Source organism: Ignavibacteria bacterium (assembly GCA_017303675.1).
Lineage (GTDB): Bacteria > Bacteroidota > Ignavibacteria > Tepidaquicellales > OLB5 > OLB5.
Window position 1 is genome coordinate 278,810 of sequence record JAFLBX010000002.1, and the last position, 25,486, is coordinate 304,295.

General features: G+C 38.5%; 38 protein-coding genes and 1 tRNA gene. All 39 read left to right on the forward strand.

The annotated features are described in order from the left end of the window. Positions 1-461 precede the first annotated feature (461 nt). The 39 genes from rplB (at position 462) to J0M37_10675 (ending at position 25,480) form a co-directional block, all read left to right on the forward strand. Positions 462-1,286 (forward strand): 50S ribosomal protein L2, encoded by an 825-nt coding sequence (gene rplB / locus J0M37_10485; GenBank protein ID MBN8585513.1) that lies wholly within the window; start codon positions 462-464, stop codon positions 1,284-1,286. A gap of 11 nt (positions 1,287-1,297) precedes the next feature. After that, on the forward strand, positions 1,298-1,573 hold the full coding sequence (gene rpsS, locus J0M37_10490; GenBank protein ID MBN8585514.1) for a 30S ribosomal protein S19: 276 nt from the start codon (positions 1,298-1,300) through the stop codon (positions 1,571-1,573). Positions 1,574-1,652: 79 nt separating this feature from the next. Then, positions 1,653-2,003, forward strand: a complete 351-nt coding sequence (gene rplV / locus J0M37_10495) for a 50S ribosomal protein L22 (GenBank protein MBN8585515.1) — start codon at positions 1,653-1,655, stop codon at positions 2,001-2,003. A gap of 6 nt (positions 2,004-2,009) precedes the next feature. Continuing rightward, the gene (locus J0M37_10500; protein ID MBN8585516.1) at positions 2,010-2,405 is read left to right on the forward strand and encodes a hypothetical protein; all 396 of its coding nucleotides are present in this window, start codon (positions 2,010-2,012) and stop codon (positions 2,403-2,405) included. A 51-nt stretch (positions 2,406-2,456) separates the two neighbouring features. Next, positions 2,457-3,089, forward strand: a complete 633-nt coding sequence (rpsC, locus tag J0M37_10505) for a 30S ribosomal protein S3 (GenBank protein MBN8585517.1) — start codon at positions 2,457-2,459, stop codon at positions 3,087-3,089. Between the two features lie 71 nt (positions 3,090-3,160). Beyond that, on the forward strand, positions 3,161-3,583 hold the full coding sequence (gene rplP, locus J0M37_10510; GenBank protein MBN8585518.1) for a 50S ribosomal protein L16: 423 nt from the start codon (positions 3,161-3,163) through the stop codon (positions 3,581-3,583). Positions 3,584-3,635: 52 nt separating this feature from the next. Beyond that, positions 3,636-3,842: a 50S ribosomal protein L29 gene (gene rpmC, locus J0M37_10515; GenBank protein MBN8585519.1), complete on the forward strand. Its 207-nt coding sequence runs from the start codon at positions 3,636-3,638 to the stop codon at positions 3,840-3,842. Positions 3,843-3,849: 7 nt separating this feature from the next. Then, positions 3,850-4,188 carry a 30S ribosomal protein S17 gene (gene rpsQ, locus J0M37_10520; protein MBN8585520.1) on the forward strand — a complete coding sequence of 113 codons (339 nt, stop codon included), beginning with the start codon at positions 3,850-3,852 and terminating at the stop codon, positions 4,186-4,188. Positions 4,189-4,209: 21 nt separating this feature from the next. Then, positions 4,210-4,578, forward strand: a complete 369-nt coding sequence (gene rplN, locus J0M37_10525) for a 50S ribosomal protein L14 (protein MBN8585521.1) — start codon at positions 4,210-4,212, stop codon at positions 4,576-4,578. A gap of 5 nt (positions 4,579-4,583) precedes the next feature. Continuing rightward, positions 4,584-4,913 (forward strand): 50S ribosomal protein L24, encoded by a 330-nt coding sequence (gene rplX / locus J0M37_10530; protein MBN8585522.1) that lies wholly within the window; start codon positions 4,584-4,586, stop codon positions 4,911-4,913. 21 nt (positions 4,914-4,934) lie between these two features. Continuing rightward, entirely contained in the window at positions 4,935-5,609 is a 675-nt protein-coding gene (rplE, locus tag J0M37_10535) for a 50S ribosomal protein L5 (protein ID MBN8585523.1), read from the forward strand. Positions 5,610-5,638: 29 nt separating this feature from the next. Beyond that, a complete protein-coding gene (rpsN, locus tag J0M37_10540; protein MBN8585524.1) occupies positions 5,639-5,908 on the forward strand; it encodes a 30S ribosomal protein S14 in 270 nt (89 codons plus the stop codon). 86 nt (positions 5,909-5,994) lie between these two features. After that, positions 5,995-6,393, forward strand: coding sequence for a 30S ribosomal protein S8 (gene rpsH, locus J0M37_10545; protein ID MBN8585525.1), 399 nt, complete (start codon positions 5,995-5,997; stop codon positions 6,391-6,393). A 38-nt stretch (positions 6,394-6,431) separates the two neighbouring features. Then, the gene (gene rplF / locus J0M37_10550) at positions 6,432-6,971 is read left to right on the forward strand and encodes a 50S ribosomal protein L6 (GenBank protein MBN8585526.1); all 540 of its coding nucleotides are present in this window, start codon (positions 6,432-6,434) and stop codon (positions 6,969-6,971) included. Positions 6,972-7,022: 51 nt separating this feature from the next. After that, a complete protein-coding gene (locus tag J0M37_10555; GenBank protein ID MBN8585527.1) occupies positions 7,023-7,388 on the forward strand; it encodes a 50S ribosomal protein L18 in 366 nt (121 codons plus the stop codon). A gap of 49 nt (positions 7,389-7,437) precedes the next feature. Next, positions 7,438-7,508 (forward strand) — tRNA-Gln (locus J0M37_10560). Between the two features lie 90 nt (positions 7,509-7,598). Next, a complete protein-coding gene (rpsE, locus tag J0M37_10565) occupies positions 7,599-8,105 on the forward strand; it encodes a 30S ribosomal protein S5 (GenBank protein ID MBN8585528.1) in 507 nt (168 codons plus the stop codon). Between the two features lie 20 nt (positions 8,106-8,125). Next, entirely contained in the window at positions 8,126-8,302 is a 177-nt protein-coding gene (gene rpmD, locus J0M37_10570) for a 50S ribosomal protein L30 (GenBank protein ID MBN8585529.1), read from the forward strand. A gap of 108 nt (positions 8,303-8,410) precedes the next feature. Beyond that, positions 8,411-9,631, forward strand: coding sequence for a hypothetical protein (locus tag J0M37_10575; protein ID MBN8585530.1), 1,221 nt, complete (start codon positions 8,411-8,413; stop codon positions 9,629-9,631). A 76-nt stretch (positions 9,632-9,707) separates the two neighbouring features. Beyond that, the gene (gene rplO / locus J0M37_10580; GenBank protein MBN8585531.1) at positions 9,708-10,166 is read left to right on the forward strand and encodes a 50S ribosomal protein L15; all 459 of its coding nucleotides are present in this window, start codon (positions 9,708-9,710) and stop codon (positions 10,164-10,166) included. Beyond that, positions 10,163-11,500, forward strand: a complete 1,338-nt coding sequence (secY, locus tag J0M37_10585) for a preprotein translocase subunit SecY (protein MBN8585532.1) — start codon at positions 10,163-10,165, stop codon at positions 11,498-11,500. The genes rplO and secY overlap by 4 nt, the downstream gene beginning before the upstream one ends. Positions 11,501-11,526: 26 nt before the next feature. Further along, a complete protein-coding gene (gene map, locus J0M37_10590) occupies positions 11,527-12,282 on the forward strand; it encodes a type I methionyl aminopeptidase (GenBank protein MBN8585533.1) in 756 nt (251 codons plus the stop codon). 9 nt (positions 12,283-12,291) lie between these two features. Next, positions 12,292-12,510 carry a translation initiation factor IF-1 gene (gene infA, locus J0M37_10595; GenBank protein MBN8585534.1) on the forward strand — a complete coding sequence of 73 codons (219 nt, stop codon included), beginning with the start codon at positions 12,292-12,294 and terminating at the stop codon, positions 12,508-12,510. A 73-nt stretch (positions 12,511-12,583) separates the two neighbouring features. Beyond that, complete coding sequence (rpmJ, locus tag J0M37_10600) at positions 12,584-12,697, forward strand: 50S ribosomal protein L36 (GenBank protein MBN8585535.1); 114 nt, start codon at positions 12,584-12,586, stop codon at positions 12,695-12,697. Between the two features lie 24 nt (positions 12,698-12,721). Continuing rightward, complete coding sequence (gene rpsM, locus J0M37_10605) at positions 12,722-13,105, forward strand: 30S ribosomal protein S13 (GenBank protein MBN8585536.1); 384 nt, start codon at positions 12,722-12,724, stop codon at positions 13,103-13,105. 66 nt (positions 13,106-13,171) lie between these two features. Beyond that, positions 13,172-13,558, forward strand: a complete 387-nt coding sequence (gene rpsK / locus J0M37_10610) for a 30S ribosomal protein S11 (GenBank protein MBN8585537.1) — start codon at positions 13,172-13,174, stop codon at positions 13,556-13,558. A 25-nt stretch (positions 13,559-13,583) separates the two neighbouring features. After that, positions 13,584-14,213 carry a 30S ribosomal protein S4 gene (gene rpsD / locus J0M37_10615; GenBank protein ID MBN8585538.1) on the forward strand — a complete coding sequence of 210 codons (630 nt, stop codon included), beginning with the start codon at positions 13,584-13,586 and terminating at the stop codon, positions 14,211-14,213. An 8-nt stretch (positions 14,214-14,221) separates the two neighbouring features. Beyond that, positions 14,222-15,211 carry a DNA-directed RNA polymerase subunit alpha gene (locus J0M37_10620; GenBank protein MBN8585539.1) on the forward strand — a complete coding sequence of 330 codons (990 nt, stop codon included), beginning with the start codon at positions 14,222-14,224 and terminating at the stop codon, positions 15,209-15,211. Between the two features lie 24 nt (positions 15,212-15,235). Then, positions 15,236-15,793, forward strand: a complete 558-nt coding sequence (gene rplQ / locus J0M37_10625; GenBank protein ID MBN8585540.1) for a 50S ribosomal protein L17 — start codon at positions 15,236-15,238, stop codon at positions 15,791-15,793. Positions 15,794-15,829: 36 nt separating this feature from the next. Beyond that, positions 15,830-16,420: a YihA family ribosome biogenesis GTP-binding protein gene (locus J0M37_10630; GenBank protein MBN8585541.1), complete on the forward strand. Its 591-nt coding sequence runs from the start codon at positions 15,830-15,832 to the stop codon at positions 16,418-16,420. Positions 16,421-16,439: 19 nt separating this feature from the next. Next, on the forward strand, positions 16,440-17,522 hold the full coding sequence (locus J0M37_10635) for an alanine--glyoxylate aminotransferase family protein (protein MBN8585542.1): 1,083 nt from the start codon (positions 16,440-16,442) through the stop codon (positions 17,520-17,522). A gap of 5 nt (positions 17,523-17,527) precedes the next feature. Then, complete coding sequence (locus J0M37_10640; GenBank protein ID MBN8585543.1) at positions 17,528-18,505, forward strand: 3-phosphoglycerate dehydrogenase; 978 nt, start codon at positions 17,528-17,530, stop codon at positions 18,503-18,505. Positions 18,506-18,560: 55 nt separating this feature from the next. After that, entirely contained in the window at positions 18,561-19,727 is a 1,167-nt protein-coding gene (gene dnaN, locus J0M37_10645; GenBank protein MBN8585544.1) for a DNA polymerase III subunit beta, read from the forward strand. Between the two features lie 17 nt (positions 19,728-19,744). After that, positions 19,745-20,923 (forward strand): DNA replication/repair protein RecF, encoded by a 1,179-nt coding sequence (locus tag J0M37_10650; protein MBN8585545.1) that lies wholly within the window; start codon positions 19,745-19,747, stop codon positions 20,921-20,923. Next, positions 20,913-21,212 carry a DUF721 domain-containing protein gene (locus J0M37_10655; GenBank protein ID MBN8585546.1) on the forward strand — a complete coding sequence of 100 codons (300 nt, stop codon included), beginning with the start codon at positions 20,913-20,915 and terminating at the stop codon, positions 21,210-21,212. Before J0M37_10650 ends, J0M37_10655 begins: the two co-directional genes overlap by 11 nt. Then, entirely contained in the window at positions 21,212-23,233 is a 2,022-nt protein-coding gene (gene gyrB, locus J0M37_10660; protein ID MBN8585547.1) for a DNA topoisomerase (ATP-hydrolyzing) subunit B, read from the forward strand. The genes J0M37_10655 and gyrB overlap by 1 nt, the downstream gene beginning before the upstream one ends. A 3-nt stretch (positions 23,234-23,236) precedes the next feature. Next, complete coding sequence (locus J0M37_10665; protein ID MBN8585548.1) at positions 23,237-23,920, forward strand: hypothetical protein; 684 nt, start codon at positions 23,237-23,239, stop codon at positions 23,918-23,920. Continuing rightward, the gene (uppP, locus tag J0M37_10670) at positions 23,920-24,747 is read left to right on the forward strand and encodes an undecaprenyl-diphosphatase UppP (protein MBN8585549.1); all 828 of its coding nucleotides are present in this window, start codon (positions 23,920-23,922) and stop codon (positions 24,745-24,747) included. Before J0M37_10665 ends, uppP begins: the two co-directional genes overlap by 1 nt. A 196-nt stretch (positions 24,748-24,943) precedes the next feature. Beyond that, a complete protein-coding gene (locus J0M37_10675) occupies positions 24,944-25,480 on the forward strand; it encodes a peptidylprolyl isomerase (protein ID MBN8585550.1) in 537 nt (178 codons plus the stop codon). The last annotated feature ends 6 nt before the right edge of the window (positions 25,481-25,486 follow it).

Below are 25,486 nucleotides of genomic sequence, written 5' to 3' on the forward strand. Positions count from 1 at the left end.
GGTCATAGATTCAGTTAAACTTACAAACCTGCCGGGATTCGAAGATCTGGCAGGTTTTGTTTTTAAGTTTAGATGAAACGTACATGCGGCACGTCTGTACATAATTCTTAAGCGTTAAAAATTGGTACTTTTTAAACTTTATAGCAATAACGTCAAAAATTACTCTTTAATGCACTTTTTGTGAGCAATGCGAATTACACTATATATAGTGTAGCCACCCCTAAAAATATTACAAAAAACGAACATTTTGACTTGACAGTTATCATATTTCATAATGATTAATAATCCCTAATCTACCTAATATAATATCTTAGCAGTGGAGTTTACCATCATTTGCTTCATTGACATTAAATATAAAAACCGCTATATTTGTCTTCTGTACCAAACTATTTCACACGTTTTTTGCTAATTTGAGTAATTTTTAATAAAACAGACAAAGTTCTGATCAGGATTATATTGTAATGGCATTAAAAAAGTTAAAACCAATGACACCGGCTACGAGGTATTATACCATTTCTTCATTCGAAGAAATTACCAAGTCGACCCCGGAAAAATCTTTATTAAAACCTTTAAAGAAATCAGGCGGAAGAAATAATACCGGAAGAATAACTTCAAGGCGCAGGGGCGGCGGACATAAAAGAATGTACCGCGTAGTGGATTTTAAAAGAGATAAAACAGGCATCGAAGGAAAAGTGGAAGCTATTGAATACGATCCGAACCGTTCTGCAAGAATTGCTTTGGTGAAATATTCAGACGGCGATATTACTTATATTATTGCTCCTGATAACCTGAAGGTTGGCACAACAATTTTATCAGGTGTTGATGCTGATATCACAGTAGGAAACACATTACCTCTTGCAAATATACCTCTTGGAACGTTCATACATAATCTGGAATTAAAGCCCGGCAAGGGCGGACAGCTTGCAAGAAGCGCAGGGAGCTCATGTATAGTTGTTGCTAAAGATGAAAAATATACACAGGTTAAGCTGCCTTCAGGCGAAGTCAGAATGATACTCAACACCTGCAAAGCTACAATCGGTGTTGTAAGCAATCTTGAACATGAAAATCTTTCACTTGGTAAAGCAGGCAGGTCGAGATGGCTTGGCAGAAGGCCAAAGGTCAGAGGTGTTGCGATGAACCCGGTTGACCATCCAATGGGCGGCGGTGAAGGTAAAACATCAGGCGGCGGACACCCGGTTAGTCCGTGGGGCTTGCCCGCAAAAGGCTACAAAACCAGAAAGAAAAAGAACCAGTCAAACAAATTCATAGTTAAGAGAAGAAAGTAATTTTATAATAAATGCCAAGATCACTTAAAAAAGGACCGTTCATAGATCCGAAGCTTCTTAAAAAAGTTGAGGAGTTAAACAAAGCTAACCAGAAGAAAGTTTTAAAGACCTGGTCAAGGTCAACAACTATTACTCCTGATTTCGTAGGGCATACATTCGCTGTTCACAACGGCAATAAGTTTGTTCCTGTTTTCGTATCAGAAAATATGGTTGGCCACAAGCTTGGTGAGTTTTCTCCCACCAGGATCTTCAGAACGCACTCAGGTAACAGGAAAGACGAAAAGTAAAATTCGTTTTTGCTGTTATTATTTAAAAGAAAATTGTAAATCACAGTTTATATAAAGAGCAGGATTAAGAAAAAGTATAATGGAAGCAAGAGCAATAAAAAGATATATACAGAGTTCACCCAGGAAAATGAGGCTGGTAGTTGATCTCATAAGAGGCAAAGCTGTAAGTGAAGCTTTGAACATACTTCATTTTTCTCCAAAGCACGGTTCAAAGGTTGTTGAAATGACATTAAGGTCAGCAGTTTCAAATCTTTCAAACAAGCTTGAAACAGGCAGGGTAGAAGAAAAAGATATTTATGTTAAGACTGTTTATGTGAACGGCGGCCCGGTTCTCAAAAGAATGCTTCCGGCTCCGCAGGGAAGAGCTTACAGGATGAGGAAACGCTCAAACCATTTAACAATTGTTGTTGCAGAAAAAGATAAAGCATAATTGAGCATGAAAACTGAAACATTTAAATATTCACTTGTTGTTTTTTTACTGCTTGCGGCAGTTTCTGTTTTTGCAAAAGGCTCTGATGATAAATACGGGTATAAGTTCATTGAATCAAAAGTATATACCGGCAAGACTGATATTTGGGTTTATGACCTTGTGAAAAATGATGAAGTTGTAAGGAAGATCAATGTATACGTTAACACCGGATTTGACGGAAGCAGGATACTGGTGGATTTTGATTTCAATACTTCATGGAACATGTATTACCTGAGCAATAAAAGACCTGTTGATAATTTCTGGGATTCATACAGGTTAAGAGAGTATACCGTTAATTCCATTCAGGAAGCGGTTAATAAAGCAGTTGACCATTACATCCAGGACCAGGTTATCGGAAAATAACCGGTATAATAAAAAACTAAAATTATCATATATAATTAAAGGGAGATTTATTTGGGACAAAAGACACATCCGGTAGGTTTTAGACTTGGCGTCATAAATGGCTGGGATTCAAGCTGGTATGACGACAAAAGCTTTGCCACAAAGCTTATGGAAGATAATATGATTCGCGGCTATATCCGCAAAAGGTTCGATAATGCCGGAATCTCAAAAATTGAAGTTGAAAGAACTCCCAAAAAGATAACGCTTACCATACATACATCAAGACCGGGATATGTAATTGGTAAAAGCGGCAAAGAAATTACTCACCTTGAAGGTGAATTAAAAAAAGTAACAAGCAAGGATATCAAGGTTCTGGTAACCGAAATTAAAAAACCTGAGCTGGATGCTTACCTGGTAGCTGAAACTATTGCTAACCAGATATCCAACAGGGTATCATACAGGAGGGCTATTAAAACAGCCATTGCTTCAAGTATGAGAATGGGTGCTGAAGGGATCAAGATATATGTAGGCGGCAGGCTTAACGGCGCTGAAATTGCCAGGGCTGAACAGTTTAAAGAAGGAAGGATCCCTCTTCAGACATTAAGAGCCAACATTGATTACGCCAGCCTTGCAGCTTCAACAATTTACGGTAAGATAGGTGTTAAGGTTTGGATCTGTATCGGCGATAAGCTTATCAGAAAATAAGCAGAAGTAAATTAGCAGGAAATTAAAGAAACAGACATTTTAGAATTTTTCTTGTTTAGGAGAGTGTTTTTATGGCATTGATGCCAAAAAGAGTTAAGTTCAGAAAAGCGCACAGAGGCAGAAGAGCCGGAAAAGCTACGCGCGGATTCACAGTTTCTTTCGGAAACTTTGGATTAAAGGCAATGGAGCCGGCATGGATCACCCAGCGCCAGATAGAAGCTGCGAGGGTTGCAATTACCAGGGAAATGAAGCGTGATGGAAAAGTATGGATAAGGATATTCCCTGATAAACCGTTTACCAAGAAGCCGCTTGAAACAAGGATGGGTAAAGGTAAAGGCGCTCCGGAGTACTGGGTAGCGGTTGTAAAGCCCGGAACAATAATGTTCGAAGTAGGCGGCGTTACAAAAGCTATTGCTGAAGAGGCTATAAGGCTTGCAGCGCATAAACTGCCGATAAAAACCAAGTTTGTTGTAAGGCACGATTACTCTGAGTAAGCTGAATTAATTTAACAATGATTTTTTGAGGCAATAATAATATTTATTTAGAATGAAATACTACGAAATAAAAACACTGGATACCGCAGATCTTAAAAACAGGCTTAAGGAAGAGAACGAGGGCCTGGAGAATTTAAGGTTCCAGAAATCAATCGGTCAGCTCGAGAATTTTAAAGGCATACAGAATACCAAAAAGCTTATTGCCAGGATTCAAACAGTTCTGAAAGAAAGAGAATTATCAGATAAAAAGGATAAATAATTAACCAATGAGCGAAAATTTAGAACAAGTTAATAATACACCGGATGTCCAGGAAGTTACCGCATCAGCTGATGCAGTTAACGGTTCATCGGTTAAACGAGGAAGAAGAAAGACCCGTATTGGCAAGGTTGTAAGCAATAAGATGGATAAGAGCATCATTGTTGCAATTGAAAGAAGGATCATTCACCCGATCTATAAAAAATATTTCAAGAAGACAACAAAGTTTATGGCTCATGACCAGAATAACGTTGCTAACATAGGCGATATAGTCAAGATCATGGAAACCAGGCCGCTTAGCGCCAGGAAAAGATGGAGACTTGTAGAAGTAATTGAAAAAGTAAAATAATATTATATCTAGGATTATAAAATGGTTCAGGAAGAAACAAATCTAGTTGTTGCTGATAATTCCGGTGCAAAAAAAGTAAGATGCATAAGGGTACTCGGCGGATCTGACAGAAGGTATGCCGGTGTCGGAGATCTTATAGTAGTATCCGTTAAATCCGCTATTCCCGGCGGCAACGTTAAAAAAGGGGAAGTATCAAAGGCAGTAATTGTAAGGACTAAAAAAGAGACCAGGAGAAAAGACGGCTCATACATCAGGTTTGATGAAAATGCCGCAGTTCTTATAAACGCAGAAAATGAACCGCGCGGAACCCGTATCTTCGGACCTGTTGCAAGGGAGCTCAGGGAAAAGCAGTTCATGAAGATAATTTCATTAGCTCCGGAGGTATTATAATCAATATGACAAAACTAAGAAAGAACGATAAAGTAAAAATCATAGCCGGAAACAATAAAGGCAAAGAAGGTAAGATCCTTAAGATCTACCGTTCATCCAATAAAGTTATTGTTGAAGGCGTAAATATCATAAAGCGCCATACCAGGCCCAACCAGAAAAATCCACAGGGCGGTATAACGCAAAAAGAAGCGCCGATACAGGTATCAAATGTAATGCTTATTGACCCCAAAGCGGGCGAACCGACAAGGCTTGGTATGCAGGTGATAGAAGAAGCTGAAGGCAAGAAGAAAAGAATGCGTTACGGTAAAAAAAGCGGCGAAATCATTGTAAGTTAAAAGTATAATTTATTCATATAGATGGCTAACGAGAAAAAAGAAAAAAAAGCAGCTAAAACAGAAAAACAGGACGAGCCGAAAGGCAAAAAAACTGCAAAGAAACCTGAAGTAAAGGAAGATTTTGTAGAGGAAAAGATTCCTGTAAGGCTGCAGGATCTTTACAAGAGCGATGTAGTTAAAACATTATCCAAACAGTTTGGCTATAAAAATCCGTTCCAGGTTCCCAAGCTTGAAAAGATATCTATCAATGTAGGTATTGGCGCGGCAACTCAGGATCCTAAAATTGTTGATGTTATAGTAAAAGATCTTGAAAACATCGCAGGTCAAAAGCCGGTTGTGGCAAAGGCTAAAAAATCCGTTTCAAACTTCAAGTTAAGAGAAGGAATGAAAATAGGAGCCAAGGTAACATTAAGGAAAGCCAGGATGTACGAATTCCTTGATAAGCTTATTAATATTGCTATCCCGCGTATCCGCGATTTCAGGGGCGTGCCTGATAAGTCATTTGACGGCAACGGCAATTATACACTTGGAGTAAAAGAGCATGTAATATTCCCGGAAATAAACATTGACGCTGTTCAGAAACATTTCGGTATGGATATTACATTTGTAACATCAGCTAAATCTGATGATGAGGCAAGAGAGCTTTTACGTGCTTTCGGTATGCCTTTTATCAAAAAAGAAGTATCACTTAATTAAAAAACTGAACTAATTTACAGGAGCAAATATTGGCAAAAACATCACAGGTAGCCAGAGAAAATAAGAGAAAAAAATTAGTAGATAAGTACGCTGAAAAAAGAAAAGCGCTTAAAGCAGCAGGAGACTATGATGCTTTGGTTGAGCTTCCAAGGAACAGCAATCCTATCAGGCTTCATAACAGGTGCGCTATTACAGGAAGAGCAAGGGGCTTTTACAGGAAGTTCGGCATATCAAGGCTGACTTTCAGAAAGATGGCTCTTGAAGGCAAGATCCCGGGCGTTAAAAAAGCCAGCTGGTAATATATTAACCATACAAAAGTTCGGCGAGGTATGTGATATATCGCGCTCAGCTTTTGAGTAAAAAATTTAAAAGTAAAATAAAGTAAATAATGTACACCGATCCAATATCAGATTATTTAACAAGAATAAGGAACGCTCAGAAAGCGAAAAAGAAATCAGTAGAAATCCCTGCTTCCAAAATGAAGCTCAGGATCACTGAAATTCTTAACAAGAACGGTTTTATCGGAGATTTTAACGTTGTTGAAACTGCGAATAAACAGGGAAGCATTGTAATAAAGCTGAAATATAATAACAGTGAAGGTGTTATCCTTGGGCTTGAAAGAGTGAGCCGTCCGGGTATCCGTAAATATGTTGAAAGTACAGCTATTCCCAAAGTGCTTAACGGCCTTGGAGTTAATATTGTGTCAACATCAAAAGGATTAATGACCGATAAAGAAGCCAGGAAACTGGGAGTCGGCGGAGAAGTAGTCTGCAGTATTTGGTAATTTTTTAATAAAGTTTAAGTTATAAACATCAGAAATAAATGTCAAGAATAGGTAAAAAGCCGGTAAAAATATTAAAAGGCGTAAAAGTAGAAAAATCAGGCGATAATATCACTGTTAACGGACCCAAGGGTTCATTAAGCCTGTATGTTAACCCGATCATCAAATCAGAGATCAGGGAAGATGAAGTAGAGTTTATACGCGGTTCTGATCTGAAAAGAGAAAAATCTCTTCATGGCTTATACGCTATACTTGTAAAAAATATGATAAACGGCGTGACCGAAGGATTTTCCAGGAAGCTAGAGCTTGTTGGTATCGGTTACCGTGCAGAAATTAAACAGGGGTTATTGTATTTAAGTTTAGGCTTTTCTCACCCTGTAATTTTTACCGCTCCTGAAGGAATTAAAATAGATGTGCTCTCAGATACGTCTATTCAGATATCAGGTATTGATAAGCAGCTGGTTGGACTTGTAGCTGCAAAAATAAGGTCCTTAAAGAAACCTGAGCCGTATAAAGGCAAGGGAATCAAGTATGAAGGTGAATTCATAAGAAGAAAAGCCGGTAAAGCAGCCGCTAAATAATCTATAATTCACGAAATTTATTAAAGTTAAGAAATCTAATTTTTATTTATAATGCCGACAAAAACAAATTTATTACCGCGTAAGAAAATAAAGCTCAGAATAAGAAAAAGAGTAACAGGAACTGCAGAGGTGCCGAGGTTTGTAATATACAGAAGCCTGAGCAATGTTTATGCACAGCTGATAGATGATATAAACGGCAAAACGTTATGTTCGGTATCATCAATTGCAAAAGATACAAAAGGGGAAGCCTCAAAGATTTCCAAAACAGATAAAAGTAAGCTTATCGGAAAAAAGATAGCTGAAAAAGCTGCAGAGAAGAATATTTCAAAAGTAGTTTTTGATAGAAACGGCTACCTTTATCACGGTAGAGTAAAGGCTATTGCAGATGCAGCGCGCGAAGCCGGGCTTAAGTTCTAGTCTTTGTTATATTAGCGGCCCTAACTCCACTGGAATTAATAAATTAAATTCTCGGGTCGTCTAATGGCAGGACAGCGGCCTTTGGAGCCGTTAGTGGAGGTTCGAATCCTCCCCTGAGAACAGAAATCTCCAAAAAAGTAGCATATTGTGGATTTTTATATTTTTTTTATATATATTTGTAATTAGAAACGTTTAGGAAAATATCGTTTAATGGCAAAAAAAGTAAAAGCAGGCGAATTACAGTTAAAAGATAAGTTAGTCTACATCGGTAGGGTGGCTAAAGTAGTAAAAGGCGGAAGAAGATTCAGCTTTACATCAGTTATTGTAGTTGGCGATGGCAACGGGCACGTTGGTATCGGATTAGGAAAAGCAAATGAAGTATCTGCGGCTATCGCAAAAGGTTCAGATGACGCCAGAAAGAACCTGGTTTATGTTCCTTTGAGAAAAGGTACATTACCTCATGAAGTTATCGGCAAATACGGAGCCGGTAAAGTTTTACTTAAACCTGCTACACCGGGTACCGGTTTGATCGCCGGCGGCGGCGTAAGAGCTGTTCTTGAGGCTGCAGGGATACAGGATGTGTTAACAAAGTCACTTGGTTCATCAAATGCTCATAATGCTGTAAAAGCTACTATGAACGCTTTAAAGAACATCTATGATGCCAAAGCAATGGCTTCAAGAAGAGGCGTTGATATACAAACAGTTATCATGAATTAAGAGAGGACAGAACAGAGATAATGGCAAAGATAAAAGTACAGCAGACAGGAAGCACAATAGACAGGCCGAAACACCAGAAAAGAGTTATTGAAGCTCTTGGGCTTGGCAAAATTTCAAAAGTTAAGGAACACAATGATACTCCTCAGATCAGGGGTATGATCAATAAAGTTAAGCATTTAGTAAAAGTTATAAATTAAAGATTTTCACTTCAGGACCGAAATAATCATGAAAGACGTCATCGTGATTAAAGTAGAGATTGAGTGACTTAAACAACATTAATAAACATTATAGGAGGAAAAAAAGTAATGTTAAAACATTTTCTAGCAGTTATGTTACTGTTTGTTATGGGCGTGAGCACTTATTCACAGTCTATACCGAGCGGAACTGGTAGATACACAGCTTTAGGCGGTTCACCGTTCATATTGGATGCTCATGTTGATATGTTGAACAACCCGGCTTGGAACAATTATTACAGAAACTATGCATTTGCAGATCTTACACCTGAAACAGGTGCTGGATTCGACGGACACGCTGGTGTTACATTCGGTGTTGGCAAAAAATGGAATCTCGGTTTCATCGTTAACAGAAGAAGTGATATGTGGGAAAGCTTCAGAGATACCACAAACACATTTTTCCCTGGTAACGTTCAGTCACCAATAGTTCCTTTCATGGGTCTTATTGGTACATCAGCCAGCAAAAACTTCCATATCGCACTTGCTCCGTATGTTGCAATGTGGAACAGCAAAACAACATCATCAGATACATTAGTTGGTAACAGTGATGCAAGCTCAAGCTCAATGGGTGCAAACTTAGGTTTCATCTATATGATCAAAAAAGGATGGATCGAAGGTAACTTCACATTCAGAATGAACAAATACAAAAGCGAAAACACAGTTGGTTCAACAACAACAACAGTTGAAAACGACGGTGGTATTCAGTTCGGCGCTAACTTCAGAGGATGGATCTATCCTTCAAAAGGCAGCAAAGTAGCTATCGTTCCTGTATTAGGATTCAACACAATGAGCTTCCAGCCTAAGAGCACATCAGGTTCAACAACAGTTACAGGCTTAAACTACAGCTGGATGAACATCAGCGGCGGCGTTGGCTTAAACTGGCCAATAATGGATGATATCCAGATCGCTGGCGGTGTTACAGCTTTCTATAACACAGCTAAAGCTGATTCAGGCAACATCGAAATAAAGAGCACAGATTTCATCGCTCCTAATTTCCATATGGCTGTTGAAACAAGAATCGCTGACTGGTTAACAGGCAGACTTGGTTTCTCAAAAGGTATCAACTCAGAGAGCAACAAAGTTACTGCAGGTTCAACAACAGGCGAGCAGACAGGTTTAAGCGTTGTGAATGCATCATCAATCAGCCTTGGTGCTGGTTTCCATTTCGGCAGACTTAGCTTAGATGCTACAATCTCCGAAAGATGGTTCAAACACGGCTTTAACTTCTTAAGCGGCGGCGATAATGAAGATATGTTCGGCGTTATTTCAGCTTCTTATAACTTCGCTAAGTAAATTAATATTTTAATATAAATTTAGACCCCTCGTAGAAATACGAGGGGTCTTTATTGTAAGACTTTAGGAAAAGATAATGGACGTTTTAAGCAATTTAAAATACGCAGAAGGTTCAAAGAAAAAGAGAAAAAGAATCGGCAGAGGTGTTGGTTCAGGACACGGTAAAACTTCAACCAGAGGTATGAACGGACAGGGTTCACGTTCAGGCAGCGGTGTAAGAGCATGGTTCGAAGGCGGTCAGATGCCAATTCAAAGAAGATTACCTAAATTTGGATTTACAAATCCGGGCAGAGTTGAATTTCAAGTTTTAAATCTTGGTAAGCTGCAGAGTTTTTACGATAAAGGTAAATTAAGCGACCAGAATTTAAATCCTGAAACACTCTATAAGCTTGGAGTGATCTCAAACGGTAAATTACCTCTTAAGATATTAGGTGAAGGTGAATTTAAACAGAAACTCGAAATAAGCGCTCATAAATTCAGTAAAACTGCGCTCGATAAAATTGAAAAAAGCGGGGGCAAGGCAATTACTTTATGAGTGGTTTTGTAGACAGTTTCAGAAATATATTTAAAATTCAGGAATTACGGCAAAGGATAATATTTACGGTATTACTCCTTATTGTCGTTAGAATAGGTGCCCACATAACACTTCCGGGTATTGATACCGGACTGCTTGCTGAGGCAACCAAAAACCAGTCAGATAATACTCTTTTTGGATTGTATGATCTGTTCGTAGGCGGAGCGTTTAAAAATGCTGCTATATTCGCATTAGGTATAATGCCTTATATCAGTTCATCCATTATCATACAGCTTTTAGGAGCTGTTGTTCCTTACTTCCAGAAGCTCCAGAAAGAAGGAGAAGCAGGAAGAAAGAAAATTAACCAGTTAACCAGGTACGGAACTGTTCCTGTAGCTTTAATGCAGGCATGGGGAGTTAGTGTTCAGTTAAAGAGCAGAAATGTTGCTGGCGTTAGCATTGTTTCGCCGGATGTTTCACCTGTTCTTTTCACTATTTCGTGTATCATTCTAATGACGGCGGGCACCATCTTTATGATGTGGCTTGGTGAACAGATCACCGAACGCGGAATCGGTAACGGTATTTCACTTATCATTTTTGTCGGTATCATCGACAGGCTGCCATATGCATTCCTTGATGAATACCAGGTTGTTGCTTCAGGCGCAAGAAGTATTATTGTTGAGCTTATAATTATTGCAGGACTTGTATTAATTATTGCAGGTGTGGTCATGGTCACACAGGCGATGAGGAGGATACCTGTTCAATACGCCAAGCGTGTTGTAGGAAGAAAGATATACGGCGGTGTTACGCAGTATATTCCGTTAAGGGTCAACCAGGCAGGTGTTATGCCAATCATTTTTGCCCAGTCAATAATGTTCGTTCCGAACACAATATTGACCTTCTTCCCTAACAGCCAGTTCATGCAGGATATTTCAAAATACTTTGATCATACCAGTATGGTTTACGCTTTTCTTTACGGTACGCTGATAGTATTCTTCACGTATTTCTACACAGCTATTGCGTTCAACCCTAAAGATGTTTCAGATAATATGAAAAAGCAGGGCGGCTTTGTTCCGGGTGTAAGGCCTGGAAAAGCAACTTCTGATTTTATTGATAATATTTTAACAAAGATCACATTACCCGGTTCAATATTCCTTGCAATTATTGCCATAATGCCGGCATTTATTGCACAGGCCGGTGTAACTGAAGGTCTTGCCCAATTCTTCGGCGGCACAAGCCTTCTTATAGTAGTAGGTGTTGCGCTTGATACTCTTCAGCAGATCGAATCTCATCTTGTGATGAGGCATTATGACGGATTTATGAAGAGCGGTAAAATTAAAGGCAGAAGAGGTTAGGAGCAGGATTTGGTGAGGAGCAAGGTTTGGTAAAAACCGCTGCCCAAATAGAAGCAGTAAGAGAAAGTTGTTCAATAGTAGCAGGTGTTCTTTCTTATATAGAAAAATTCCTTAAACCGGGAATTACTACTTTGGAAATAGATAAGCTGGTTGAAGATTATATATTATCCAAAAACGGATACCCGGCATTTAAAGGTTATAAGGTACACAAAAATATATTTCCGGCAAGTTCCTGCATATCAATTAACGAAGAGGTGGTTCATGGTATCCCCGGCAGCAGAAAGCTGCTTGAAGGAGATATAGTAAGCGTTGATGTTGGTGTAAAAAAGAACGGTTACTATGGCGATGGAGCGAAAACTTTCGCAATAGGCGAAGTATCACCTGCAAAGAAGAAATTGCTTAAGATTGCAGAAGAAAGCCTTTACCTCGGACTTGAAAATGCAAGAGACGGATTTTACATCAATGATGTTTCTATGGCAATACAGCAGCATGTTGAAGCTGCGGGATTTTCGGTTGTAAGGGATCTTGTTGGACACGGCATCGGGGAAGAGCTTCACGAAGACCCGCCGATACCAAATTATTATCACAGCGGTTACAGGGCCAAGTTCAAAGAAGGTATGACGGTTGCAATTGAGCCTATGGTTAATTACGGAACGTACAAAGTTAAAGTGTTAAGCGATAAATGGACATATGTAACTGCAGACGGTAAACCAAGCGCGCATTTTGAACATTCAGTCTTAATTACCAAGGGGCAGCCTGAAATTTTAACTAAGGAGAATTAAAGTTAATTAATGTCAAAGCAGGGAACAATTAAAGTTGACGGTATTATTACTGATACTCTGCCAAATGCTGCATTCAAGGTAAAGCTGGAAAATGGGCACGAAATTATTGCTCATATATCAGGTAAAATGAGAATGAATTTTATTAAAATTCTCGAAGGCGATAAGGTTTCAGTTGAGCTTTCGCCGTATGACCTGACAAGAGGCAGAATAACATACAGGTATAAATAATCAGTATTAACCGGTTTTAAAGCGTCAAAAATTATTACAGGCATTTATATAAAGATTAAAAGAGGTAACTAAAATGAAAGTAAGAAGTTCGGTTAAGAAAATGTGCGAACACTGCAAGATCATCAAGAGAAAAGGTGTTATAAGAGTTATTTGCAAAAACCCGAAACATAAACAAAGACAGGGATAATAAATTTATCAGGAGTAATTTCAATTGGCAAGAATAGCAGGAATTGATCTTCCAAAAAACAAAAGAGTTGTAATAGGTTTAACTTCAATTTACGGGATCGGAAAAACCACTTCAGAAAAAATTCTGGAAAGGACCGGCATTAGCCAGGATAAAAAGGTTGCTGATCTTACTGATGATGAAGTTAACCAGATACGTAATATCATTACCTCAGAGATCAAGGTAGAAGGCGCTTTAAAGTCTGAAGTTCAGGCTAATATAAAGAGGCTTATGGATATTGGCTCTAACAGGGGCAAACGCCACAGGAGAGGGCTGCCTGTCAGAGGCCAGAGAACCAAGACCAATGCAAGGACAAGAAAAGGCAAGAGGAAAACTGTTGCAGGCAAGAAGAAAGCTGCTGCCAAGAAGTAACCTGGCGGTTAGATTCTCTTCTGTATTTTTAAATACTAAAGTAACTGAAAGCATAATTTATATATAATGACACAGCAGGTAAAAAAAACCAAAAAGAAAGCTATAGTTGAATCCACAGGTGTAGCGCATATTAAAGCAACTTTTAATAATGTGATAGTTACACTTACCGATGTAACAGGAAATACAATTTCCTGGGCATCATCAGGAAAAATGGGATTCAAAGGCTCAAAAAAGAATACACCATTTGCAGCGCAGGTTGCGGCTGAAAGCGCAGCGAAAACCGCGCTTGATGCAGGCTTAAGAAAAGTTGATGTATTCATTAAAGGACCCGGTTCCGGACGTGAAGCGGCAATAAGATCACTTCAGACCTCAGGGCTTGAGATCTTAAGTATTAAGGATATTACTCCAATACCGCATAACGGATGCAGACCACCTAAAAGAAGAAGAGTATAAAGAATAAAATTTAATATATCTATAAATGGCAAGATACACAGGACCAAGCTGCAAACTTTGCAGAAGAGAAAAGACAAAATTATTCCTTAAGGGCACAAAATGTTTCACTGAAAAATGCCCTGTGGAAAGAAAGAATTATGCCCCTGGTCAGCATGGACTTTCAAGAAGAGCTAAAGTCTCAGATTACTCGATTCAGCTGAGAGAGAAGCAGAAAGTAAAAAGAACATACGGTGTTCTTGAAACACAGTTCAGGAATTACTTCGAGCTGGCTTCCAAACAAAAAGGCAGAACAGGTGAAAACCTCGTTAAGCTTCTTGAAAGAAGGCTGGATAACATTGTATACCGTTCAGGTTTAGCTCCTTCAAGAAAAGCAGCAAGACAGCTTATTCTTCATAAGCATTTCAAGATCAACGGCCAGGCTGTTAATATTCCTTCTTATTTATTAAAAGCCGGTGATTCAATACAGGTAAAAGATAACAGCAAGCAGGTTAAAGTATTTCATGAATCAATGAAACGCGTTAAAGATGATATGCTTCCCGGCTGGATATCTGTTGATAAATCTGCTTTAAAAGGAACACTGTTGGCTATCCCGGAAAGGATAGATATTCCGTTTAACGCCAACGAACAATTAATTGTTGAATTATATTCAAAATAGAAATAAACATGACAAATCAATATATTCAGTATCCCGAAAAATTAGAATTAGAAAAAGAAACTAATACACGTTATTTCGGACGCTTCACAATACAGCCGCTTGATAAGGGTTATGGTATTACTTTAGGTAATGCATTAAGAAGAGTGCTTATTTCTTCTTTGCCGGGTACCGCCATTACCGGGATCAAGATAAACAATGTACCGCATGAATTCACCACAATTAAAGATGTGGTTGAAGATGTTTCTGAAATTGTACTTAATCTTAAAGAGGTCAGGTTCAAGCAGAACATTAAGGGTGCCAATAAAGTTGAGTTAAGGCTTAAAGGCCCGCTTGATTTCATCGCAAGGCATATACAGGAAGCTACTGAAGACTTTGAGATTTTAAACCCGAACCATCACATAGCTACTTTAAATAAAAATGCTGATGTAAGCATTACTTTAAAGATAGGTTCAGGCATTGGTTATGTTCCGTCAGAAGAGAACAAAGACCCTGAGCAGGATCTTTTAATGCTTCCGATAGATTCAATATTCACACCGATAAAAAATGTTAAGTATGAAGTACTGAATACCAGGGTTGGACAGAAAACTGATTATGAAAAGCTTATACTCGAGATAACAACCGACGGAACAATTATTCCTGTTGACGCTTTAACTCAGGCTGCATCAATACTTAATGAGCATGTTGCAATGTTCGAAAACTTCGGCAAGGTTACTGAAGAAAAGAAAGCTCCGGTAAAGGATGAAGAAACTGAATTCGCAAGGATCAGGAAAATGCTTCTCACCAATGTTGATGAGCTTAAGCTTTCAGTCCGCGCACAGAACTGCCTGCGCTCAGCAAACATTAAAACTTTGGGTGATCTTGTAAGGCACCAGGAAGTTGAGATGCTGCAGTTCAGGAATTTCGGCAGAAAGTCACTTGCTGAGCTTGGCGAAATACTTCAGGAAAACGGTCTTTCCTTTGGTATGGATGTGGATAAATACATAAAAGAAGAAAACTAAAATTAAACGCTGGATTGAACTGATATGATACACAGAAGAAAAGGCAGAAAACTTAAAAGAACATATACACACAGGAAGGCTTTACTTTCCAATCTTTCTGTATCTTTAATAAAACATAAAAAAGTTAAAACTACTTTGGCTAAAGCCAAAGAATTAAGGCTTTATATTGAGCCCATTATCACTAAATCAAGAAAAGCACTTAGTTCAGGTAAAGCTGAATTCGGCGTTCATTTAAGAAGAGAAGTCAACAAATTCCTTCAGGATAAAGGCGCAGTAAAGATGCTGTTCGATGAAATTGCTCCCAAAGTTGCCAACCGTAACGGCGGTTACACCAGGGTTCTTAAAATGGGAAGACGCCTCGGAGACGGCGCTGAAGTTGCGATTATTGAGCTTGTAGATTATAACGCTGAACAGACACCTGAAAAAACCGAAACTTCCGAAAAAGAAACCAAAGGTAAATCAAAAACAGGCGCTAAACCTAAAGCAAAAACTACTAAAACTACAAAGACCAAAAAAGCGGCAGCTGATACTGAAGTAAAAAAGACTACAAAGGGCAGGAAGAAAAAAGAGGCAGCTGAGTAATTAATACAATAAAAGGTAAGCAAAACTTATCAGTTAATGAAAATAACAACAGCTGAATTTGTAAATAGCGTATCAGATCTGAGCCAGTTACCAACTGCTCATTTACCTGAAATTGTGTTTATTGGCCGGTCTAATGTGGGAAAATCATCCCTTATCAATAAGATTTGCAATAAAGCAAAATTAGCAAAGACCAGTTCGGTTCCCGGCAGGACCCGTATGCTTAATTATTATCTTATCAACGAAGAATTCTATTTCGTCGATCTTCCGGGGTATGGTTATGCAAAGGTTCCTGAACAGATAAAAACAGGCTGGAGAAAGCTTGTTGAAGAATATATAAGCACCAGGAAAAATATTAAGCTGGTTTTTGAGCTTATGGATTCAAGGCATGATCCTACATATCTTGACCAGTTGATGGTGAACTGGCTTGAATACTACGAAATCAACTATGCAATTGTCCTTACAAAGGCTGATAAAATTTCAGCTAATAAAATGGAAAGACAGATCTACAGAACAAGCAAAATTGTAAGCAATGATGAGCTCTGCAAAGATTATATACCTTTTTCAGCAATCACCGCAGAAGGCAAAGATACTGTCGTAAAACTTATAACCGAAAGTCTGAATTCATAAATAATAACCGGAGATATCTTTGCTCAAAAAAAAGATATTCACCCCGGGACCCACACAGGTCCATCCCGATGTACTGAAAGCTACAATTTCATTCGATACTTATCACAGAAGCCGTGACTTTAAGGCTTTCCACAAAGAATTAAGCGCCAAGCTTAAGACAATATTCCAAACAACACAAAACTTAAATATTTTAACAACTTCAGGCACAGGCTCACTTGAAACTGCATTCATTAATTTCTGCGCGCCGGGTGATAAAGTTCTTTATATCAACCAGGGAAGGTTTGGTGCAAGGTGGGGAGCAATTTGCAAGGCTTACGGCATTGAAGCTGATGAACTGCATATAGATTACGGTAAAAGGGCTGAAATTTCTGATCTTGAAAAGACAGGTCTTGAAGGTTACTCAGCAGTATTTTTAACTCACACAGAAACATCTACTGCTACAGTAACTGATATCAAAGCTCTTGCGGAATACATAAAATCAAGATCGAATGCATTGATAATAGTAGATGCGGTTACATCTGTTGGCGCTATTGAGTTCAGCTTTGATGACTGGCAGCTTGATGTGGCAGTTTCAGCTTCGCAAAAAGGATTAATGACTCAGCCCGGAATAGCAATTATCGCATACAGCGAAGCAGCCAGGGCTAAGATGGAAGAAAACCCTATGCCGCGTTATTTTTTTGACCTGAGGAAGGAATACAGATCTGTAAAAGAAGATGGCGTTACTATGTGGACTCCCGCAGTAGGTTTATTTTACGGCATTGATAAAGCTTGCGATATAATATTGAATGAAGGGCTTGAAAATAAATGGAAACGGACCCATGAAATTGCTGAATATTTCAGGAATGAATCATTGAAAAACGGTTTTGGTTTATTCTCTTCATTCCCCAGCGATTCGTTAACTGCGATCACTCTGCCGGCAGGCATTCCAACCGGGAAGCTGATAGAAGCTATGAAGAATAATTACGGCGTGCAGATAGCCAACGGTCAGGCTGAGATGAAAGATAAGATCGCAAGATTTTCGCATATGGGCGACCTGGAAATGAACGACTTTGTTGAGCTGAACAAACTTCTTGTAAAGGAATTCAATAATCTGAAAAATTAAATTAATTGAAAAATAAAGTAAATATTTTTCTTGCTGATGATCTGCATCAACAGGGTATTGATTTACTTAAAAAAAAATTTAATGTTGTTTCGCTTAAATCTCTTACTAATAAAGAACTCATCCTGAAGCTTAAAGATCTTTCGCCTAAAAGTGATTCATCAGCAGATGCATTGATAGTCCGTTCAGTACGGAAAATTGACAGAAATTTCCTGCAAAAAACAGCTAAAAAAACAAATATTAAGCTTATTTGCACTGTATCTGCGGGATTTGATAATATCGATACAATCGCAGCATCAGAAGCCGGCATTGATATTATGAATGTTGCCGGCGCTAACAGTACCTCTGCTGCTGAATATACGATGGGATTAATCCTTGCTGCTGTAAAAAATATAGTACCCGCAAATTCAAAAATGCAAAAAGGTACGTTTGATTATTCTTTATTCAAAAATACAGAGCTCTCAGGAAAAACGATCGGCATAATCGGAGTCGGAAGGATAGGTTCAAAAGTAGCAGTTCTTGCAAAAGCCTTCGGCATGAAAATAATAGGCAATGATATAAAAGAGAGCCTGAAGAAAAAATACAGGTTCATAGAATTTATACCTCTGAATACTCTGCTTAGAAACTCTGATATAGTTACAATTCACACGCCTCTTGATAACACAACCCGTTACCTCATAAATAAAAAAAATATTTCTTTGCTTAGAAATGATTCTGTACTTATAAATACAGCCAGAGGGGGAGTAGTTGAAGAAGCTGCGCTTCTTGCAGCTTTAAAAAAAGGAAAGCTGCGCTGTGCATGTATTGATGTATTTGAGCAGGAGCCGGGCTTTGATAAAAAATTCCTGAAGCTTAAAAATCTGGTGCTTACGCCGCATCTTGCCGGTAAAACATCTGAAAGCAGGGAGCGTATGGCAGTTGAATCTGCCGTGAAAGTTACAAAATACTTTCAAAACACCGGAAGAAGCCCTAAATTAATCGATTGAAATAGATAAGAAAAATCAGTAAATTTGTAAAATTAAGCAATTTTTGGGAGGTTTAATGAAGTTCACTGTTAAGAGCAATGATCTCATCGGCGCTATAAATAAAGTTATTACTGTTACTCCAACACGTTCCACTTTACCTATTTTAAGCAACATATTTTTCAGTCTCGAAGGAAAAGAACTTACTTTGATAGGTTCTGATCTTGAAGTCTATATAGAAATCAAGATTAACGTTGATGGTAAAAGTGACGGGCAGGTTGCACTTCCTGCAAAGAAGCTGGAAAACCTTCTCACAAATTTATCGGGTAAGGAACTGAGCTTTGATCTGCAAAATGGATTTAAGACCATTATCAAAACCAAGGGCGGAAAGTGGACACTCACAGGCGAAGATCCCAACGACTTCCCGATGCCTGCTGAAGTTGAAGGCTCAAAGGAAATTGATATATCAGGAGCGCTTATAACCCGCTATTTGCCCAAAGCCATCCACGCAGCAAGCACAGATGAGCTTCGCAGAAGCATGAATGGTGTGTTTTTTGAGATAAAAAAAGGCGAGTTCAAAGTTGTTTCTACAGATGGCCACAGGCTGGTGAAAATCATCAACAATAATTTTGATTACTCCGGCGAAAAGACCAACATGCTGGTGCCTATAAAAACCTGCCAGCTTATGACAAGGCTCTTTAAATCAAAAACATCAGCAGAGCAGGGTGATTCGGCAGAAGGCGAAGAAATCAGTGAATCACAGAAAGTATCAGTATTCTTCAGCAATGAATTCCTAAAATGCTCATTCGGCAATATTACAATTCACTCAAGGCTTATTGATGATACATTTCCTAACTATGAATCAGTAATACCCAATGATAACGAAAAAATATTAAAGGTAGCTAAAAACGAGCTGATAGGCTCGGTTAAAAGAAGTATAATCCTTTCTGACCAGGTTACGAACAAAACTTCGTTCAGCATAAGCGAAAGCGAGCTTAAAGTAAGGGCGGCAAACAACGAATACGGAACAGATGCAGATGAAACCATAGATTGCAGCTTCACCGAAGCAGATGAATTTGAAATTGCATTCAACGGTAAGTATTTGCTTGAGGCTCTGCAGCATTTCGATAGTGATGAATTACTTTTTGATTTCAGTACTCCTTTGAAAGCATCAATAATAAGGCCATCGGAGCAGCGAGAAAATGAAGACCTGATGATGCTTGTTATGCCTGTTAGAAATATCTGATAGGAAAACCCTTTGATATGATATTAGAAGAGCTTTACCTGGCTGATTTTAAAAATTACAACAATTGTTCTTTCTCATTCAGCCCAAAACTGAACTTTATATACGGAGAAAACGGAAACGGCAAAACCAATATTCTCGAAGCAATTTCATTGCTTTGTTATACAAAAAGCTTTTTGCTGAATTCAGAATCTGACTGTGTAAGATACGGAACGGATGCTTTTGAAATTACCGGAGATTTCCGAAACAGGGTTAACAGTAAAAGCAGGGTTAAGGTTATTTATCACAAAGAAGAGAGCTCTAAGCAGGTTATTCTTGATAATGACAGGGTAACGCGCTCAAATGAATTTTTAGGCAGGTTCCCGCTAATAGTGCTTTCACCATATGACCTGAAGCTTACTATGGGCACTCAGCAGGATAGACGCAGGAATTTTGACCTGCTGATATCACAGGTAAGCAGGGTATATTTAAGCGACCTGAGGAAATATTCTAAAATTATCAAGCAGAAAAATTCATTGCTTAAAGAAAACCTGGCGGTTAAAAGGTATTCTTTAAAAGAGCTAAAAGACCTGGTCAGTGTATGGAATACAGAGCTTCTGGATCTGGCCGTTAAGATCATGATCCGCAGGATGGATTTCATAGAAGAATTCAAGTTAAGCATCAATTCCTGTTTTAACCGTATAGTTGGCAGTAAATATATTCCCGTAATTTCATATCAAAGTGAAATACTGGATGAAAATGAAATAACAGGATACAGCATAGAACTGCTTAAAAGTAAGCTTGAAAGCTCACTTGAAGAAAAGCTTGATCAGGAAATTAAAAGGGGAATTTTACTTGCGGGTCCGCACAGGGATAATTACCTCTTCAGCATGAATAAACAGGGCGAATTATTTGACATGAAAACATTCGCTTCGCAGGGTGAACACAAAACTTTTGTTGTCGCTCTAAAGCTTTCAGAGTTTGGGTATATTAACAGCAATCTTGATCATACAAATTCAGGCGAACCTGTACTGCTTTTAGATGATGTGTTTTCTGAGCTTGATAAAACCAGGATAGCAAGAATTTCTGAACTGATAACAGATTTTAACCAGGTTTTTATTACAACTACTGATATTGACCACCTTGAGATACTGAAAAAGAATTTTTCAGAAACCAGGTCATTTAATATAGTGAACGGGGCGGTGGATAATGTTAATTGATTTTAAAAAACATAACAGGAAACAATCCACTTTAAATGATGAAATAGCTGACCTTATCGGTGCTATCAAAAAACAAAAAAAACAAAGGTTTGATTTCTGGTATACTGCTGTAGGTGAAAAGATCGGAAAAATTGCAGTGCCATCATTCAAAAAGCACGGAGTGCTGTACGTAAACGTGGTAAACCCGGTTTCAAGGTTTGAGCTGACAAGAATGAAGCAGGAAATACTTGAAAAAGTAAATAACTTATTGAGCGAAAATAAAAAATTAAAGGATATAATATTTAAGTAATGGCAGATAAAAATAAAAAAACAGATAAGAAGACAGAAGTAAAAGGCGGGTACGGCGCAGAAAGTATCCAGGTCTTAAAAGGACTCGAACATGTCCGCAAAAGACCGGCTATGTATATCGGAGATGTATCAAGCCGCGGTTTGCACCATCTTGCATACGAAGTTGTAGATAACAGTATCGATGAAGCCTTAGGCGGTTATTGCGATAAGATTTCACTTACAATAAACAAAGATAACTCAATAACAGTTGAAGATAACGGCCGCGGTATACCAACAGGTATGCACCCGACGGAAAAGAAATCAGCCCTTGAAGTTGTTATGACCGTTCTTAATGCAGGCGGTAAATTTGACAGGAATACATATAAGGTATCCGGCGGTCTGCACGGCGTTGGTGTATCGGTTGTGAATGCTCTATCCAAATGGCTGAAAGTTGAAGTTAAAAGGGACGGCAAAATATTTTACCAGGAATATAAAGCAGGCGTACCAACAGCACCGGTTAAGGAGATCGGTAAAGTTGATGCTAAAGTTACAGGTACAAAAACAACCTTTATGCCGGATGATACTATATTCAATACCGTTAACTTTAAGTTTGAAATTCTCGAGGACCGTTTAAGAGAGCTTGCTTACCTGAACAAGGAAGTTACCATAAAGATAAAGGATGAAAGATCAAAACGCGAAAACACTTTCCACTTTGAAGGCGGTATTAAAGAATTTGTAAAGTATATCGATTCTTCGCGCAAATCCTTCATGAAGGAGCCTATCTTTATTAAAGGTGAAAGAGATAATACCCAGGTTGAAGTGGCATTCCAGTACAATGAAACTTATAATGATAACATTTTCACCTATGTTAATGATATCAATACCCATGAAGGCGGTACGCACTTAGTTGGGTTTAAAACAGCGCTTACAAGGACACTGAATAATTACGGACAAAAAGCTAATATTATTAAGAATGATAAGATACAGCTTACAGGAGATGATTTCCGCGAAGGGCTTTCATGCGTTATTAGCACCAAGGTGCCTGAACCGCAGTTTGAGGGACAGACTAAAACAAAACTGGGAAACAGTGAAGTAAAAAGTATTGTTGAAACAATTGTAGGCGAGCAGCTTCAGTCATACCTGGAAGAAAATCCATCGGTTGCAAAGAAGATCATTGAAAAATGCCTCCGCGCAGCAGAAGCAAGGGAAGCTGCAAGGAAAGCAAGAGAGCTTATCAGGCGTAAAAATGCGCTAGAGTTTTCGGGACTGCCCGGAAAGCTTGCAGATTGTTCAATCAGCGACCCGGACCATTGCGAAATTTATCTTGTAGAGGGTGATTCAGCGGGTGGTTCAGCCAAACAGGGAAGGGACAGGCGTTTCCAGGCTATCCTTCCGCTTAAAGGAAAGATACTAAACGTAGAAAAAGCAAGGATGAACAAAGTTCTTGAGAACGATGAAATAAAATCTATTATTACGGCACTTGGCGCAGGTATAGGTAATTCAGATGAATTTGATGAATCAAAGCTTCGCTACGGAAAAGTTATCCTTATGTGCGATGCCGATGTAGACGGTTCTCATATCCGTACACTTCTGCTCACATTTTTCTACAGGCATATGAAAGAGATAATTGAAACCGGCAGGCTTTACATTGCGCAGCCGCCTTTATATAAGATCAAAATAGCCAAGGAAGAACATTATGCTTACGATGAAAACGATAAAGAACAGATCCTGAAAAGATTTAAAATTAATACCAAATCAGTCAAAGAAACTGAGCCTTCTGAAACGGAAGTAACTGAAGCTGGTGAAGTTGTAACAAAAGGCAAAGGATTCGCCATCTCAAGGTTCAAAGGTCTTGGTGAAATGAACCCCGAACAGCTTTGGTCCACTACTATGAATCCTGATACAAGGACAATATTGCAGGTATCTATCGATAGCGCAGTAGCGGCTGATAAAGTATTTGAAACACTTATGGGTGAAGAAGTTGAGCCCAGGCGCGCATTTATAGAAAAGAACGCTAAATACGTAAAAAATCTGGATATTTAATTTTTGAAAAATAAAATATTTACATTTATAGCAGCATTTATATTAATAAATGCTGCTTTGTTTTCTCAAACAGTGGTCAAGCAGAAAAAACAAATTTCCTTTTTCACCGGTATGGGAATTCAGTATGGAATTACACCTGAGTTCAGGGATTTCCTGGTCGCCAGTATTCCATACAGTACTTCTGACAGCATAAAATCATTTAACGCAGGTGTGGAATTTTACGGCGGAGCAGAGTTTGATATTTCGAAAACCGTATCAGCAGGGGTTGATTATTCATATTATATCCGCGGATTAAGTTATGTTTATTCGCCGGCTGTATTTGATTATACAATAACCAATCACCAGCCATACTTATTTGTGAACTATAATTTAAGGAAGCAGAAGTATAACTTTAAGTTCGGCGGATCAATTGGTTATCACTTTCAGCAGCTTGATAATAAGATCAACAACTCTACAACCCTTAAATATACTTCATCAGGTCCCTCATTCAGGTTGAATGTTACATTTCTCCCTAAATTTTCAGAAAATTTTTATGTTTATTTAGGCGGGTTCGCTTTTGCAAATATGTATGGTAAGTTAAAGGATGAAAATGGGGAAATATTAAAAGCGCCGAATTCAACTACAGAAGCAGATCTAAAAGGGTACGGCATTGGCGCCAGGCTTGGAATTTTATTTAATATCAATTAATGCAGGAAATTTTAAAAGCTATATTACTGGGTGTTGTTCAGGGATTAACGGAATTTCTGCCGATAAGCAGTACAGCGCATTTGAGGATAATCCCATCATTCTTTGGTTGGGGTGATATCGGGGCATCATATACGGCAGTAATACAGGTCGGTACTATGATAGCTATAATCCTTTATTTCCGTAATGACCTTATTAACATGACGAGATCTATGTTTACCAGTATCAAAACAAGAGATTACAGCAGTAAAGATACTAAGCTGCTTATAATGATAATATTAGGTACAATCCCTATAGTAATTGCGGGTTTTTTGCTTAAAGACCTGATACGAAATCAGTTCAGAAATATGTATATTGTAGCTGCCAGCTTAATGTTTTTTTCAATTATTTTAATGATAGCTGACAGGTTTACCAAAAAGAAACATGATATAAACAGCATTGGCTTTAAGGATGGATTCATAATCGGTATTTTTCAGGCTATGGCTCTGATCCCGGGAGCTTCACGTTCAGGATCGACCATATCCGGCGCATTTTTCCGCAATATGACAAGGGAAGATGCTGCCCGGTTCTCATTTTTGCTCAGTATACCGGCTGTTTTGCTAAGCGGTGTATATGAGCTTTTCAGCCAGAGAAGTACCCTGTTAAGCGGTGAAAGCGCAATTCTGAGCCTTGTAATTGCAACGATCGTTTCAGGGGTAATCGGATACTGGTCAATTTGGTTTTTGCTCTCTTATATTAAAAAGCATTCTATGATGCTTTTTGTAGTCTACCGAATAATTTTCGGCATACTTATAATAGTTTTATTGGCAACAGGAATAATTCATAACTAGAAAGGAAATCATAAAAATGAAGCTAAACGCTTTTAAAATAATGCTATTAACAGCATTTACATTAAGTTTTTTCGCGTTCGTTTGCGGAGATAACAAAACAGATACAAATACACAGAACCAAACTCAAAACCAGCAGCAAACCCAGACCCAGCAGCAGAACACACAAACACAGAACACTCAAAAGAAAACAGACAGCATGACCACCAAGACAGATTCAACAGATTCAAAAAGCACAGATGAATCAAACATTGTAGTTTTAAAGACCAGTATGGGAGATATTGAAATTGAATTATTTGAAAAAGAAGCTCCCAAGCATGTAGCAAATTTCAAAAAGCTTGTAAACTCAGGATTTTACGAAGGTACAACATTTCACAGGGTAATTCCCGGCTTTATGATACAGGGCGGCGACCCCAATTCCAAGGATAACGACCGTTCAAATGACGGACAGGGCGGCCCCGGATATACAGTTCCTGCAGAAATTAACGCTAAACACGTTAAAGGTTCACTTGCCGGGGCAAGAATGGGAGACCAGGTTAATCCAAAAAGAGAGTCAAGCGGCAGCCAGTTCTATATTGTTACCGGCGAAGCTTCACATCTTGACGGACAATACACTGTTTACGGAAAAGTTATAAAAGGTTTGGATATTGCGCTTAAGATCGAAAATGTAAAAAGAGATGCAATGGATAACCCGATAGATAAAGTTACTATTAAAAAAGTAGAATTTAAAAAGTAAGAATTT

Excerpts from the sequence above, each read along its gene's own strand:
- rpsQ (MBN8585520.1), top strand. The coding sequence starts at position 3,850 with ATGAGCGAAAATTTAGAACAAGTTAATAATACACCGGATGTCCAGGAA.
- J0M37_10575 (MBN8585530.1), top strand. The coding sequence starts at position 8,411 with ATGTTAAAACATTTTCTAGCAGTTATGTTACTGTTTGTTATGGGCGTG.
- J0M37_10655 (MBN8585546.1), top strand. The coding sequence starts at position 20,913 with ATGTTAATTGATTTTAAAAAACATAACAGGAAACAATCCACTTTAAAT.
- infA (MBN8585534.1), top strand. The coding sequence starts at position 12,292 with ATGTCAAAGCAGGGAACAATTAAAGTTGACGGTATTATTACTGATACT.
- rplE (MBN8585523.1), top strand. The coding sequence starts at position 4,935 with ATGGCTAACGAGAAAAAAGAAAAAAAAGCAGCTAAAACAGAAAAACAG.
- rplQ (MBN8585540.1), top strand. The coding sequence starts at position 15,236 with ATGATACACAGAAGAAAAGGCAGAAAACTTAAAAGAACATATACACAC.
- rplP (MBN8585518.1), top strand. The coding sequence starts at position 3,161 with ATGGCATTGATGCCAAAAAGAGTTAAGTTCAGAAAAGCGCACAGAGGC.
- secY (MBN8585532.1), top strand. The coding sequence starts at position 10,163 with ATGAGTGGTTTTGTAGACAGTTTCAGAAATATATTTAAAATTCAGGAA.
- rplO (MBN8585531.1), top strand. The coding sequence starts at position 9,708 with ATGGACGTTTTAAGCAATTTAAAATACGCAGAAGGTTCAAAGAAAAAG.
- rplN (MBN8585521.1), top strand. The coding sequence starts at position 4,210 with ATGGTTCAGGAAGAAACAAATCTAGTTGTTGCTGATAATTCCGGTGCA.
- rpmJ (MBN8585535.1), top strand. The coding sequence starts at position 12,584 with ATGAAAGTAAGAAGTTCGGTTAAGAAAATGTGCGAACACTGCAAGATC.
- rplF (MBN8585526.1), top strand. The coding sequence starts at position 6,432 with ATGTCAAGAATAGGTAAAAAGCCGGTAAAAATATTAAAAGGCGTAAAA.
- J0M37_10675 (MBN8585550.1), top strand. The coding sequence starts at position 24,944 with ATGACCACCAAGACAGATTCAACAGATTCAAAAAGCACAGATGAATCA.
- rplB (MBN8585513.1), top strand. The coding sequence starts at position 462 with ATGGCATTAAAAAAGTTAAAACCAATGACACCGGCTACGAGGTATTAT.
- rpmC (MBN8585519.1), top strand. The coding sequence starts at position 3,636 with ATGAAATACTACGAAATAAAAACACTGGATACCGCAGATCTTAAAAAC.
- rplX (MBN8585522.1), top strand. The coding sequence starts at position 4,584 with ATGACAAAACTAAGAAAGAACGATAAAGTAAAAATCATAGCCGGAAAC.
- J0M37_10630 (MBN8585541.1), top strand. The coding sequence starts at position 15,830 with ATGAAAATAACAACAGCTGAATTTGTAAATAGCGTATCAGATCTGAGC.
- uppP (MBN8585549.1), top strand. The coding sequence starts at position 23,920 with ATGCAGGAAATTTTAAAAGCTATATTACTGGGTGTTGTTCAGGGATTA.
- rpsD (MBN8585538.1), top strand. The coding sequence starts at position 13,584 with ATGGCAAGATACACAGGACCAAGCTGCAAACTTTGCAGAAGAGAAAAG.
- J0M37_10555 (MBN8585527.1), top strand. The coding sequence starts at position 7,023 with ATGCCGACAAAAACAAATTTATTACCGCGTAAGAAAATAAAGCTCAGA.
- rpsK (MBN8585537.1), top strand. The coding sequence starts at position 13,172 with ATGACACAGCAGGTAAAAAAAACCAAAAAGAAAGCTATAGTTGAATCC.
- gyrB (MBN8585547.1), top strand. The coding sequence starts at position 21,212 with ATGGCAGATAAAAATAAAAAAACAGATAAGAAGACAGAAGTAAAAGGC.
- rpmD (MBN8585529.1), top strand. The coding sequence starts at position 8,126 with ATGGCAAAGATAAAAGTACAGCAGACAGGAAGCACAATAGACAGGCCG.
- J0M37_10650 (MBN8585545.1), top strand. The coding sequence starts at position 19,745 with ATGATATTAGAAGAGCTTTACCTGGCTGATTTTAAAAATTACAACAAT.
- dnaN (MBN8585544.1), top strand. The coding sequence starts at position 18,561 with ATGAAGTTCACTGTTAAGAGCAATGATCTCATCGGCGCTATAAATAAA.
- rpsS (MBN8585514.1), top strand. The coding sequence starts at position 1,298 with ATGCCAAGATCACTTAAAAAAGGACCGTTCATAGATCCGAAGCTTCTT.
- J0M37_10500 (MBN8585516.1), top strand. The coding sequence starts at position 2,010 with ATGAAAACTGAAACATTTAAATATTCACTTGTTGTTTTTTTACTGCTT.
- rplV (MBN8585515.1), top strand. The coding sequence starts at position 1,653 with ATGGAAGCAAGAGCAATAAAAAGATATATACAGAGTTCACCCAGGAAA.
- J0M37_10620 (MBN8585539.1), top strand. The coding sequence starts at position 14,222 with ATGACAAATCAATATATTCAGTATCCCGAAAAATTAGAATTAGAAAAA.
- rpsE (MBN8585528.1), top strand. The coding sequence starts at position 7,599 with ATGGCAAAAAAAGTAAAAGCAGGCGAATTACAGTTAAAAGATAAGTTA.